General features: G+C 64.0%; 11 protein-coding genes. 9 read left to right on the forward strand and 2 right to left on the reverse strand.

The window, feature by feature from the left end; genetic code table 11:
• Positions 1–55 precede the first annotated feature (55 nt).
• From F758_RS0135765 to F758_RS0135800, 8 genes are all read left to right on the forward strand, one after another.
• Positions 56–619 carry a helix-turn-helix domain-containing protein gene (locus F758_RS0135765; protein ID WP_024512357.1) on the forward strand — a complete coding sequence of 188 codons (564 nt, stop codon included), beginning with the start codon at positions 56–58 and terminating at the stop codon, positions 617–619.
• Positions 620–682: 63 nt separating this feature from the next.
• Positions 683–1,609, forward strand: a complete 927-nt coding sequence (locus F758_RS0135770) for a LysR family transcriptional regulator (protein WP_024512358.1) — start codon at positions 683–685, stop codon at positions 1,607–1,609.
• Positions 1,610–1,769: 160 nt separating this feature from the next.
• Positions 1,770–2,624, forward strand: a complete 855-nt coding sequence (locus F758_RS0135775) for an alpha/beta fold hydrolase (RefSeq protein ID WP_024512359.1) — start codon at positions 1,770–1,772, stop codon at positions 2,622–2,624.
• Between the two features lie 42 nt (positions 2,625–2,666).
• The gene (locus tag F758_RS0135780) at positions 2,667–3,653 is read left to right on the forward strand and encodes an ABC transporter substrate-binding protein (RefSeq protein ID WP_024512360.1); all 987 of its coding nucleotides are present in this window, start codon (positions 2,667–2,669) and stop codon (positions 3,651–3,653) included.
• Positions 3,654–3,895: 242 nt separating this feature from the next.
• On the forward strand, positions 3,896–4,681 hold the full coding sequence (locus F758_RS0135785) for an ABC transporter ATP-binding protein (RefSeq protein WP_035724265.1): 786 nt from the start codon (positions 3,896–3,898) through the stop codon (positions 4,679–4,681).
• A 28-nt stretch (positions 4,682–4,709) separates the two neighbouring features.
• On the forward strand, positions 4,710–5,498 hold the full coding sequence (locus F758_RS0135790; protein ID WP_024512362.1) for an ABC transporter permease: 789 nt from the start codon (positions 4,710–4,712) through the stop codon (positions 5,496–5,498).
• Between the two features lie 125 nt (positions 5,499–5,623).
• Positions 5,624–7,120 carry a glycosyl hydrolase family 79 N-terminal domain-containing protein gene (locus F758_RS0135795; protein ID WP_024512363.1) on the forward strand — a complete coding sequence of 499 codons (1,497 nt, stop codon included), beginning with the start codon at positions 5,624–5,626 and terminating at the stop codon, positions 7,118–7,120.
• Between the two features lie 142 nt (positions 7,121–7,262).
• On the forward strand, positions 7,263–9,302 hold the full coding sequence (locus tag F758_RS0135800) for a glycogen debranching protein (protein ID WP_024512364.1): 2,040 nt from the start codon (positions 7,263–7,265) through the stop codon (positions 9,300–9,302).
• Positions 9,303–9,427: 125 nt separating this feature from the next.
• Here F758_RS0135800 and F758_RS0135805 read toward each other — a convergent pair whose 3' ends face one another.
• Both F758_RS0135805 and F758_RS45320 read right to left on the reverse strand, forming a co-directional pair.
• A complete protein-coding gene (locus F758_RS0135805) occupies positions 9,428–10,846 on the reverse strand; it encodes a M20 family metallopeptidase (protein ID WP_024512365.1) in 1,419 nt (472 codons plus the stop codon).
• A gap of 609 nt (positions 10,847–11,455) precedes the next feature.
• The gene (locus F758_RS45320) at positions 11,456–11,842 is read right to left on the reverse strand and encodes a hypothetical protein (RefSeq protein ID WP_024512366.1); all 387 of its coding nucleotides are present in this window, start codon (positions 11,840–11,842) and stop codon (positions 11,456–11,458) included.
• Between the two features lie 51 nt (positions 11,843–11,893).
• On the opposite strand from F758_RS45320, the gene F758_RS0135815 reads away from it, so the two are divergent.
• Entirely contained in the window at positions 11,894–13,522 is a 1,629-nt protein-coding gene (locus F758_RS0135815; RefSeq protein ID WP_024512367.1) for an ATP-dependent Clp protease adaptor ClpS, read from the forward strand.
• The last annotated feature ends 87 nt before the right edge of the window (positions 13,523–13,609 follow it).

Genomic DNA, 13,609 nt, shown 5'->3' on the forward strand with positions numbered 1-13,609 from the left:
CGCCGCGATCTGCGGCAAAAGGGGCGATCCAAAGATCTCGCGCCCGGAGAAGAGATTGCTCGACATCACCAAAGCCGACGGCGTTGGCGCCAATATCCGCCAACTGCGCATGGCCAAGGGCATGACGCTGGATCGGCTCGCGAGTTTGAGCGAGCTGACCCGCGGCTATATCTCGCTGGTCGAACGGGGGCTGAAGATGCCCTCGATCGCGGCGCTGTTGCGTATCGCGGCCGCGCTTGAGGTGAAGGCCGCCTATTTCTTCGACCCCAACTCCGAACCAGCGCCGCGCTACACGCTGTTTCGCGAGGAGGATCGCAACACGCCTTTACAGGAGGGCGGTTTCGAGCTGTTCGCGCTCGCCGCCGGACGCACGCTGAAAATGATGGAGCCGTTCCTGTTGAGCCCGCCGCTGAAATCGGCGCAGCGGGCCTCCCACGCGGGCGAAGAGATGCTGTTCGTAGTCAACGGCAGGATCGCCATCAAGCTCGACGGCGAGGAGCTTATCTTGTCCAAGGGCGACTGCCTTTATTTCTCCGGCGAGACTCCGCACGAGGTCAGGAGCCTCGGCCGGCAGCGCGCCGAGGTGCTGGTGGTGGTGGCGCAGACCAGCAACAATTGAGACAATTGCTTGCGTCCTGTGGCACCGTGACCGAATCGCTGTCTTGCCGAGGTCTTTAAGAATTTGCGTATCCATGCCGCCGCGCTTTTGTATTTCGACGCGGTGCGCCGCGCCGGCTCGATCCGCGAAGCCGCACGGCGGCTGAACGTCGCCTCTTCCGCGGTCAACCGCCAGATCCTGAAGCTCGAGGGCGAAGTCGGCGCGCCGCTGTTCGATCGCTTTCCCGACGGCATCAAGCTGACCTCGGCGGGCGAAGCGCTCGCGCGGCATGTGCTGGTCGTGCTGCAGGATCTCGATCGGGCGCGCTCGGATATCGAGGGGCTGAAGGGCGCGCGGATCGGCCACATCGCCATTGCAGCCGTCGACGGCGTTTGCGGCGCGCTGCTGCCGGACGTGCTCCGCCGCTTGCGCGAGCGAACGCCGCGCGTCACCGTCTCAGCGGAATCGATGGGATCGCTGGCGATTCCGCGCGCGGTGCTCGAGGGCGAGGTCGATATCGGCATCGCGTTCGCGTTGCCGCGCCACGCTGAATTGCGGCAGGTCGCGGTCGGACGCTTCCGGCTCGGCGCGATCATGGCGCCCGATCATCCGCTGGCCTCGCGGCCCAAGGTCACCCTGTCGATGTGCTTCGATCACCCGGTGATCATGCCGATGGGCGAGCTCTCGATCGGGCAATTGCTGGCGCCGGCCCTGGCGCGGCTGCCGCGCAACGTACAGCCAATCATCCGCTCGTCCTCGATCGAATTGATGCGCGAACTTGCCGAGCGCGGCATCGGCGTCTCATTCCAGACGCGGGTTGGGCTCGAGCGGCACATTGCCGAGGGACGGCTGGTTCACGTGCCGCTGGACGCTAGCGGACCGATCTGGAGCGACCTAGGCGTCTATGTCCGCGCCGGGCGCGCGCTCCCTGCAACCCTCGACCTCGCCTTGCACATCCTCTCCGAGGAGGTGCGCCGGCGCGAGGCGGCCGAGCAGACAAAAGGTTCCTAACCCTCTCTGCTCGCTGCGCTTTTCAGGCGGTGCTGATTTGGCATCACCTTGTGCGAAATTCTCTGCTTTCTCGCTCGCATCGCGCCAGCTAGCATTTTCGTGCGAACCATGGAGACCGCGCGACAATGGCGTTAGCGCTTGAACGACTACCCGTCGCGGCATGACCCGGGCTGCTGCTGATCCCGCCATCCTGATCCATGGCGCCTGGCAAGGCGGCTGGGTGTGGGACCGACTGATCCCGCTGCTGGCCAAGACGGCCGGAATCCTGTCCGTCGCCGTCGACCTGCCGGGCAACGGCAAGGACGATGTCAGGCCCGCCGATGTCTCGCTGGATCTCTACGTCGCGCATATTGGCGGCGTACTGAAACGCCTCGGCGGACGCGCGAGCCTGGTCGCGCATTCCGGCGGCGGCATCGTGGCTTCCGCCGTCGCCGAGCGCTTTCCCGAATGCGTCAGCCGCATTGCCTATGTCGCCGGAATGATGCTGCCGAGCGGCATGGCGTTTGCCGATCTGGTTGCGGAGCTCAAGGGCGATCACCCCGATGCAGTCGGCGTCGCGCCGCACCTCATCTGGTCGCGCGACCGGCTGACGAGCCGCGTCCCCATGCAGGTGGCGCTCGCCTATTTCTTTCACGATTGTCCTGTGGCCGACGCCGCTGCCTGTGCGCAGCGGCTCACGCCGCAGCCCGACCGCGGCCGCGCCGTGCGAGCTCGACTTACGCCGCAACGATTTGGCCGCATTCCGCGGCTCTATGTCGAGGCTGAGGCCGACCGCGCCGTGATTCCCGCATGCCAGCGTCGCATGCAGGCACTCGTTCCCGGCGCCGACGTCGTGACGCTGCCGACCGGGCACGCGCCGCATCTCGCCGCGCCGCGACTGCTCGCCGATGTGCTGATCCCGTTCCTGACGGCGAGCGAAGATGGCCCGGCCTTTGCAACAACTGCTCTCAGACCTGTCATGCAAGATGCGAGCGCGAGCAGTGGGTCGCCGCGGCGGCGCGTCAGCCGCAAATGAGTTTTGTCGAGGCTTGAGGCCACACCCGTCAGGAGCACATCCATGAGACGTTTGCTGCCATTCTGCGCTGCCGTGACGCTTGCGCTGACCTTCGCACAAGCCTGCCGCGCGGCCGAACCCATCACTTTCATGCTCGACTGGTTGCCGGCCGGCGACAAGGCCGCGGTCTATCTCGGCGTCGAAGAGGGCCTGTTCGAAGCGGAGGGTATCAAGGTCAATATCCAGTCGGGCCGCGGCTCGAGCGACGTGGTGACAAAACTGGCAACCGGCGCCGCCGATATCGGAACCGGCGGGCTCGCCGCTCTCTTACAGGCCAAGGCGACCGACGACGTGCCGGTGAAAGCGGTGATGTCGATCTACACGCTGCAGCCCGACGCGATCTTCACCACCAGCGAAAACGGCATCAACGGCCTGAAGGATCTCGAGGGCAAGACGGTTGCGACGGCGACCTTCTCCTCCTCCAACGTCTCCTGGCCACTGGTGTTGAAGGCAAACGGCATCGACGCCGAGAGGATCAAGCTCTTGAAGGTGGATCCCGGCGCACTCGCGCCGATGCTTGCGTCCGGCAAGGTGGACGCGACCATCAACTGGCTCACCGTCGCGCCGGCTTTTGCTGGTCCGCTCAAGGAAGCGGGAAAGTCGTTCAAGGCGCTGCCATGGTCTGCTTACGGCTTTGACGGATATGGTCTATCCGTGTTCGTCTCCGATAAGATGCTCACACAACGGCCCGAGACCGTGCGCAAATTCCTCAAGGCGTATAAGCACGCGAGCGACATGGCGATCGCGGACCCGATGGCCGCGGCGAAAGCGCTGAAGGCCATGGTGCCGGAAGTCGACGTCGATACTGCCGTGGAGCAGTGGAAAGCTTCCATTCCGCTGATGGTCAACGACATCAGCAAAAAGGACGGCGCAGGCGCGTTCGAGCCCAAATTGCTGGCGACGACCTGGAAGTGGGTGGCGGAAGCGCAGAACCTGCCGCTGGACAAGCTCGACCCGGAGAAGGCGGTGAGCCGCGAGTTTTTGAAGTGAGACAACAGCGCGTCATGTCGGCCGACAGCGTTCAGTTTCAAAGCGCGGATGCGACGCGAGCACCTACCTTTCACCGTCATCCTGAAGGCGCGAGCCACCGGGTCCACGCGAAGCGCGGCCCGATGACAGGCTCCGCGAGCCTCGAAGGATGAACGGCCCCGCTGCCACCACTCGGAGTGGCGGTGATAGTTGGGAGCCCGTTTTGCTCTAACACGACGATGCTGCAAGCAAAGGTCAGCCGAATGGCCCTCGACGCGCCCGTGATTCAGTTCACCGATGTCTGCCAGAGTTTTTCCGGGGCTGGGGGAGACGTCGTGAGCGCGCTCGACGGACTTTCCTTTGGTATCGGCCGCCATGAATTCGTCGCCGTGCTCGGCCCGTCCGGCTGCGGAAAATCCACCCTGGTGCGGCTGATCGCCGGGCTCATTCGTGCAAGCACGGGAAAGGTGGAGATCTTCGGCACTGAGGTGACCGAACCGCGCGACGAGATCGGCATCGTGTTCCAGAAGCCGACGCTGTTGCCCTGGTTCGACGTGCTCGGCAACGTCACCTTTCCGATGCGCCACAAATACGGCTACGTCAGCGATGTCGAGCGCCGGCGCGCCCGCGAACTGCTGGCGCTGGTCGGCCTTTCCGATTGCGCGACGCGCCGGGTGGACGAGCTGTCCGGCGGCATGCAGCAGCGCGTGGCGATCGCCCGGGCGCTCTTGCTCGATCCCGATATTCTCCTGATGGACGAGCCCTTCTCCGCGCTCGACGCGCTGACGCGCGACGAGATGAGCTTCGAGCTGCTGCGGATCTGGACCGAGCGCCCGAAGACCGTGCTGTTCATCACCCATTCGATTCCGGAGGCGCTATTGCTGGCCGACCGCATCATCGTCATGACGCCGCGACCTGGACGTGTCCGCGAAATTCTGGACGTGCCGCTCGCCCGCCCACGCTCGATCAAGACGCTGTCGGAGCCCGCGTTCCATGAACTTGCCAACCACATTCGCGGCCGGCTGTTCAGCCGCCCCGTCGCGGTGTGAGCGGCGCATCGGAGCGGATGACGAGGCCGTGAAGCCCGACCAAGCCAATCGCTTCGGCATACTGCTCGATCGCTTTGCCCCACCGCTCACCTTCATCGCGCTGATCCTCATATGGGAGGGCGCGGCAAGGCTGTTTGCGATTCCCTCTTTTCTGCTGCCGTCGCCCAGCGCGATCCTGCAGGCACTGCTGGCGACGCGGCTCTCCGTATGGGTCGGACATATCTGGGCGACCTTGCGGGTCGCCTTGATGGGCTATGCGCTCGCCATCATCGTATCGGTGCCGCTGGCCGTGGCGCTTGCTTCCTCGCGCTTCCTGTCACGCACGCTCTATCCTTTGCTGGTGGTGGTGCAGTCGACGCCGATCGTCGCCGTGGCCCCGATCATCGTGGTGACGTTGGGAGCCTCCGACCTGCCGCGCGTCGTTATCACCTTCCTGATCGCCTTCTTTCCGGTCGTGGTCTCGACCGTCACCGGCCTGCTCGCCACCCCCGACGAACTGATCGAATTGTCGCGCTCGCTGCGTGCGAGCCGCGCCCGGGAGATCCTGTATGTGCGGCTGCCCTTCGCGCTGCCGCACCTGTTCGCGGCGATGAAGATTTCGACCACCCTCGCGGTCATCGGCGCCGTGGTCGCCGAGTTCGTCGCCGCGGAAAATGGGCTCGGCTTCTTCATCGCGTTCTCGACCTCGTTCTTCAAAATCCCGACCGCTTTTGCCGGGCTCGTGGTGCTGGTGACGATCAGCCTGATCCTATTTCGCCTGGTTGGCCTCGCGCAAAAGCTGCTCGCGCCCTGGTCGCTGCCGAAATCGCAGCGCTGAACTCAAGTCAAATCCGTCACCCTGAGGTGCCGATGACGGTCGGAGATGGTGTTGCCCTGGTCTATTGAATAGTCTCACGGCGCGGATATGAAAGTTTTGGTCGTTCTCGCCCACGGGCGATCGTCATGAATTCGAAGTGCACCACCACGGCAATATTGATCGCAGTGCTGGCCGGCTCCAAAGCCTTCGGCCAACAAGCGGTGGCGCCGGGCGGCATGGCTCGCATTGGCGAGATCGATCCGCGGTTTCAGTCCTACAATATCGAGATGGTGGAGGTGACCGGCGGCCGGTTTTGGAAGCCCTTTGGGCGAAGTCACGCATTGGCCGCTCAGGACCTTTACGAATACCGGCTGCCAATCGAGCTTTCCGACACAAGGCTGCGAAATCTCGCATCCGCATTGGCGCCCGCTTACCTGCGGGTCAGCGGGACCTGGGCCAACGCGACCTATTTTGCGGATTCGGAACCAGCGCCGGCGACACCACCAGCGGGATATAATTCCGTGCTGTCGCGCGCGCAGTGGCGCGGCGTGGTCGACTTCGCGCAAGCGGTTGGTGCGCGGATCGTCACTTCTTTTGCGGTGAGCGCAGGGACACGCGATGCGAGCGGCGCCTGGATGCCGGAGCAGGCTTCCCGCCTGCTCGCCTATACCCACTCCCTGGGTGCGCACATTGCCGCCGCCGAATATATGAACGAACCCACGCTCGCCGCACAGAACGGCGCGCCACCCGGATACGACGCCGCAGCCTATGGACGGGACTTCCGGACCTTTCGGGCCTTCATGCGACAGGCTTCACCGGAGACCCTAATCGCCGGCCCCGGCAGCATCGGCGACTCCGCCGCCGGCACGACATCCAGGATCAGCACGCGCGATCTGCTGGCCAGCTCCGGCGCCGATGTCGACGTGTTCTCCTATCACCATTACGGCGCGCTCTCGCCACGTTGCGGCGGTCGCGAGACGCCGGACCGGGCGCTGTCCGAAGCTTGGCTCGCGCGAACAGATCACGCGCTGGCCTTCTATAAAGCCCTTCGCGACCAGTTCGCGCCGGGCAAGCCGATCTGGCTGACCGAAACCGCCGATGCCGCCTGTGGCGGCAACGCCTGGGATGCGACGTTTCTCGACAGCTTCCGCTATCTCGACCAGCTCGGGCGATTGGCCAAGGCCGGCGTTCAAGCCGTCATGCACAACACGCTCTCGGGAAGCGACTATGGCCTCCTGGCGGAGCGGACGTTTACACCCCGGCCGAACTACTGGGCCGCACTGCTGTGGCGTCGCCTGATGGGACCAGTCGTGCTCGACCCAGGTCCACCGACGCAAGCGGGACTTCATGTCTACGCCCACTGCGCCACCGACAGAGCCGGCGGCGTTTCCATTCTCGCGATCAACACGTCGCGCGATATGCCGCGGGCGCTTGCGATTCCGCTCGCCTCCGAACGGTATGTGCTGAGCGCCTCGCGGCTGCAAAGCGCCTTCGTGCAGCTCAACGGCAGAACGCTGCGCCTGGCCGACGATGCACTGCCCGCCATCACTGCAAAACCAGTGCCCGCCGGCATAGTGACATTGCCGCCGGCCACGATCACCTTTTTGGCAATACCGCTCGCGGCAAATCCCTCCTGCCGCTGACGATACGACCATCAGCCGACACGTGCACAAAATACGGACGTCATAGGCGCTGGACATTATACTCCCGTTGCGCAACCCTCCGGCGAGCCGCCGCGTTATGGTCACGCGGGCTGTTGGGACAACGCCCATCCAAGGGACCCGCATGGCGAGCAACGGCGCAAGTCTCGGAGGCGAACCTCTCGAAGGCAAACCTTGGCCGCTCGGCTGCTCCTGGGACGAATTGCGACAGAGCTATAATTTTGCATTGTATTCGAGGGATGCAAGCTCGGTCACCTTGCTTCTCTATGACGATCGCGATTTTGCGACGCCCTTGCGCGTCCTGCCCTTTGCCTTTCCCATCAACAAGACCGGCCGCGTCTGGCACCAGCGGGTGCCGGCCCCGACCGTCGATGGTGCGAAATACTACGCCTACCAGGTTGACGGCCCTTATCAGCCGAGCCTCGGACTGCGCTTTGATCGCGACAAGATCCTGCTCGATCCTTACGCCACAGGCGTTTTCTTTCCGCCGGCCTTCAGCCGCGAGGCGGCCATTGCGGGAGGATCCAACGCCGGACGGGCGCCGCTTGGCATGCTGCCCGAACGGCAAATCGCGCCGCTGTCCACCCGGCCGCAGGCGCCGCGCCATGGCCACGACCTGATCATTTACGAGATGCATGTGCGCGGCTTCACCCGACGCGCCAATTCAAACGTCCCCGACAACGAACGCGGCACCTATGCGGGCGTGGTGGCCAAGATTCCCTACCTCACATCACTCGGCATCACCGCGGTTGAGCTGCTGCCGGTGCATCAGTTCGAGCCGGGGTTGGGTAATTATTGGGGCTATATGACGCTGAATTTCTTCTCGCCCCATGCGCAATACAGCGTCGACGGCGCACCGCAAGGCGCGCTGCTGGAGTTTCGCTGGATGGTGGACGAGCTGCACAAGGCCGGAATCGAGGTGCTGCTCGACGTCGTCTACAATCACACCTGCGAAATGGGCAATGGCGGTCCGACCTATTCGTTCCGCGGTATCGACAACTCGACCTACTACGCCCTCTCGCCGAGCGATCTCTCCGAGTACGTCAATTACAGCGGCTGCGGCAACGACTTGCGCACCGCCCATCCCGCGGTACGGCTTCTGGTGGTCGACAGCTTGAGATATTGGGCGAGCTCGATCGGCATCGACGGCTTCCGCTTCGATCTCGCCTCGATCTTCGCGCGCAATGAGGACGGGAGCCTAAATTCGGAAGACCCTCCGATCGTCTCCGAGATCAGCAACGATCATAATCTCGCCGAGATGCGGTTGATCGCGGAGCCGTGGGATGCGGCAAGGGGCTACCTTATGGGGCGCGCCTTTCCCGGCAAGTCCTGGAGCCAGTGGAACGATCATTTTCGCGATACCGCGCGCGGCTTCGTCAAGGGCGACGGCGGCCTGGTCGCCGATCTCATGACACGCCTCTACGGCAGCACGGACCTCTTCCCCGACACCGTGATCGATGCCAACCGGCGTTATCAGAGCATCAACTACATCGATTGCCATGACGGCCTTAATCTCTGCGACCTCGTCAGCTACACGAGCGACGCGCAGCGTAGCTGGAATTGCGGCCATGAGGGCGGCCACAACGTGCCGGCCGAGGTGGCGGCACTTCGCAGGCGGCAGGTCAGGAATTTCTGCTGCCTCTTGATGCTTGCGAACGGCGTGCCGATGTTCGTGGCGGGCGATGAGTTCATGCACACGCAGGGTGGCAACGCCAACGCCTATGACCAGGACAACGGGACGACCTGGCTGGACTGGGACCTCACCGCGACCAATGCGGATATCCTGCGCTTCTTCAGTATGATGATCGCCTTTCGCAAGGCGCATCCCATCATCGGCCGCAGCACCGGCTGGGGCAGCGACTGTAGCTGGCACGGCACGGCCGGCAATCCGGATCTCTCGGACGCCTCGCGCGCGATCGCGTTGCACCTGTATGGTACGCATTCAGGCGACCTCGACATTTACGTGATGATGAATGCCTATTGGGAGACGCTCGGCTTCGCCCTGCCCTCGGCTTCGCGCTGGCGGCGGCTGGTCGACACGTCGCTGGCGAGCCCGCTGGACATCGTGGCGGAAACCGATGCCGTGCCGCTCGATGTTGGATCGTATGAGGTCGGACCGCGCTCGACGGTGGTGCTGATTTCAAACGCTGGAGCGGCGGCGTGATGCTCTCTACTGCTCCAAGCCATGATCAAGTTGAGCGGCGAGCGTCCTACTTAGCACCGTCATCCTGGGTGACGGTGATAGTTGAGTTTCTGTTTCGTCTAACAGGATTCGCATAAGCCTCGCCCCTACGTACGCGCCATATCGAGCGGGGGTGCGACATCGTCCGGGATCGGACAGCGATAGGGATGGCGCGCGGTGCGCGCGCCGTGGTCCGCCTTCGCGGCCGCAAGCAGCGCCTCGTCGCCCAAGAGCTTGCACGCGGTCGCCGCCATGACCTTGGCGACATGCACCATGCCCTTGTGCGCGGCCGGCATCTTGCCCTGCGCCACGAGCTGCCAGGAATGCAGGGGCGTGCCGATCGCCATCATCGCACCATGGGCCTGCACCGTCGGCACCGCCCAGCTCACATCGCCGACATCGGTCGAGCCGCGCATGAGCTGGCGTGGCGCCTCGCGCGGGATGATCTTGTCGCACAGCGGCGCGTCGCCACGCATCTCGCCGACCGTGCGATAGACACTCTCGATGTCCTGGTCGGTGAGCGTCGCCTGAATCTTCTTCGCGAAATCGCGGTCGGCCGCATCGAACGGCGGCGGGCCTAGCTGCTGCAGCACGTCGTGCATCGCGCGCTCCAGCGGCTCGTTGCCAAGCAGGTTCGAAACCGCGCTGATGATCTGCGCCTCGACTTTAGTTTCGGTCATCAGCGCCGCGCCTTGCGCCACCTTGCGGACGCGCTCCACCAATTCATGCATGCCGGCAAGATCGCGCGCCCGCACGGAGTAACGGACCTTTGCGCGCGCCTGCACCACGTTGGGCGCGATCCCACCGGTCTCGAGCAAGGCATAGTGGATGCGCGCATCGCTCGGGATATGCTCGCGCATATAGTTGACGCCGACATTCATCAGCTCGACCGCATCGAGCGCGCTGCGGCCGAGATGCGGGGCTGCCGCCGCATGAGCCGCGCGGCCCAAGAAGGTGAAATCGATGCGGGTGTTGGCGAGCGACACCGCCGGCATCACCTCGCAGAAACTCGCAGGATGCCACGAGATCGCGGCATCGACATCGTCGAAAGCGCCGTCGCGCACCATGAAGGTTTTCGCCGCGCCGCCCTCTTCCGCCGGGCAGCCATAATAACGCACGCGGCCCTTGAGCCCGTTCTTCGCCAGCCAGTCCTTCACCGCGACGGCCGCCAGCATGGCGCCGGCGCCGAGCAGATTGTGCCCGCAGCCATGGCCGTTGCCTCCAGCTTGAAGCGGGCGCGGCTCGGCAACACCCGATTCCTGGGACAGGCCTGGCAGCGCATCATACTCGCCGAGAATCGCGATCACAGGACCGCCTTCGCCGGCCTCGCCGATGACAGCGGTCGGAATGCCGGCGACGTTCCTTGTGATGCGAAAGCCGTGGCGTTCGAGCTCAGCCAAGTGCTCGGCGGCGGAACGCGTCTCGGCATAACAGAGCTCGGGCATCTCCCAGACCCGATCGCTGAGTGCAATCAAAGGCTCCTGCTTGGCGTCAACCAGTTGCCAAACGTCGCGGCTATTGTTCATGGGGCTTTACTCTTCTGATGGACCGGCGAACTATCACTAGCACGACGATCGGGACAATTTCACTTTCCCTTGAAGCAGAGCTACGGCGCGCATGGTGCAGGACAGGTTCGAGCCCGTCATTCCGGGGCGATGCGAAGCATCGAACTATGGTGCGCAGTTGCGCACCTGAGAATCTCGAGATTCCGGGTTCGCCTCGGAGCCTGTCATCGGGCCGCGCTTCGCGCGGACCCGTTGGAGGCGCCCCGGAATGACGAATCTCAAGACAAGCGAACGCCTCCTCGCGACGCTCCTCGCCCGAGCTTTTGCATCACCATCACCCTCTTCATAACGTAGAGGGCGCAGGGAAGGCCGGGTGGCCGCTGCACCCGGGGCCCCCGCGCAAAAGAAATTGCGCGAGCGCGCGTTGACCACAGGTACAGGCGGATACACACCGGCCTTCCCCGCGCGAGTGGTTTACGGCTTACTTCGGGCTCTCCCCGGTGAACCAGCTTGATTGCCACCGTCGCCGGCGCGATACGGGCCGCATCGAACNCCAACTTGGCGCCTGCATGGGCGCGCCAGGACCACCCGACTTCGCCGTCCGCGACGACAGCCGTTCGTCTGTCGGCATCATCGCGGCCACCGCATCCCGCCTCGCGTGTCGTGACGATCGCGATACGCCCCTCTTGCCGAGGCGGGATGGCGAAAGGAAACCGCGATTTCTGAAAAAACGAAAGAGAAATATTTCTCGCGCGAGGACTGGACAGCCCAAATCAGCTTGAATCGGTTCAGGAAATTTCTTCCTGCGCGCACGCGATTTGAAGGCGCTTCAAGCCGAGCCGGCGAGGCGGGAACGAGGAGAATCGAACTGATTTGCCCGGCGATCGGAGCACGATACTGTTCGTCGCAGGCGCTCAGCGCGCCACGAACCACCTGACTCACGCATCTTCGAAACGCGGTTGGGCCTGCCCGCGTCGCAGAACTTTCATGCGCAAGGCGCTTGACGAACGTCATCATCCATGTTCTTCATTTGTTCCATTCGTGCTGTAGTTGTACCTGGGGTTCATCATGGATCAAGTTTGCGCCGACGCCGAGCCTGTTCAGCTTGTTATTCACAATGACGACAAGACGCCGTTCGATTTCGTGGTGGAGCTATTCCGCGAGGTGTTCGGCAGACACGAGCGCGATGCCTACGCGCTCACCACGCTGATCAACCGGCAAGGCAAGGTCGCCTGCGGCCCCTTTCCAGCGTCAGTTGCAAAGGCGCTCCTCGATGCCGCCCAGACGCGCATCCGGGCCGATGGACTTCCGCTGCTGATCACCAGCGAGGCCGCCGGCGCAACGGTCGCGGCAGATCCTTCCGACATACAGTTCAATTGGGCCATCGACGCGCTGAATTGGCATTTCGCCGACATCCCGCCGAACAAGCTCGTGACCATGGTGCGACAGTTTCCCGGCCATATGCGCGCGGACGTCCAGGTCGCGATCGACAAGCTGTTCGCCTCGCCGATCCGCTTCTTCGGCGCGCATGAGGAATATCGTTACGAGACGCTGTCATTCGCGCGGCTCAAGCGCGCAGGACGCAATGCGATTCCGCTGGCGCCTCCGCAATATCACGAGATCGACGTCGGCGAGGCCGCGCCGGTCAAATGTCTGCACAATGGGCTGTGGCTGTGCGAGGCGAACGAATTCCGTTATGCCGTCGTGCTCTCCTATGACCGCGAGTACCGCCATGAGGCGATGATGCGCATCGAGATTGCGGTGCCTGGCGGCGTGGCCGGCGAGGCCTTCGCGCAGCGCTGCTTTGTCGAACTGGAGAGGGCCGTACACTCCGCCCGCTCGTACCGCGGCAAAATCCTCTCACTCGACGGCGACCCTGATTACAGCGGCCGGTCGCGCGGCGTCACGGTGCATCGTTTGCCGCCGGTCGACCGCGCCGACGTGATCCTGCCGGAAAAGGCGCTCAAATTGCTCGATCGCAACGTATTGAGCTTTGTCGGAACGCGCGATGCGCTCCGCCGGCTCGGCCAATCCACACGCAAGGGCATTCTGCTCTACGGCCCGCCCGGCACCGGCAAGACCCACACCATCCGCTATCTCGCAACCAACCTGCCTGATCATACCACGCTGATCATCACCGCCGAGCAGGTCGGTTTGCTCGGCGTCTATATGAACCTTGCGCGGCTGTTGCAGCCGGCCCTGGTGGTGATCGAGGACGTCGATCTGATCGCGCGCGACCGCGACGAGATGGGAGGACCTTGCGAGGAATCGCTGCTCAACAAGCTGCTCAACGAAATGGATGGCTTGAAGGAGGACGCCGACATCCTGTTCTTACTCACCACCAACCGGCCGGAAGAACTCGAGGACGCGCTCGCCGGCCGGCCCGGCCGCATCGACCAGGCGATCGAGGTGCCGCTGCCCGACGCGACGGGCCGCGGCAAGCTGGTGCGGCTCTATGGCAAGGGGCTGCCGCTCACCGACGCTGTTGTCGATGATGCCGTGCGGCGCACCGAGGGCGTCAGCGCCGCCTTCATCAAGGAGCTGATGCGGCGCATCGCGCAATCGTCCATCGCGCGCGACGGCGGCGAAACGGTTGCCTCCGCTGATATCGACGAGGCGCTCGACGACATGCTGTTCACGGGCGGGCGGCTCAATGTCAAGCTGCTCGGCGGCGCGCAGGCGATGGCCGAAGCTTGAGGCGAAATGGGAGCGATTTCGATCGCGCCCTATTTCCCAGCGCGAGGGAACCGCCGGCCGCGAAGGGCGTAGATCAGCCTCGACGGT

It is taken from the genome of Bradyrhizobium sp. ARR65 (genome assembly GCF_000472385.1).
In the GTDB taxonomy this organism is placed as follows: domain Bacteria; phylum Pseudomonadota; class Alphaproteobacteria; order Rhizobiales; family Xanthobacteraceae; genus Bradyrhizobium.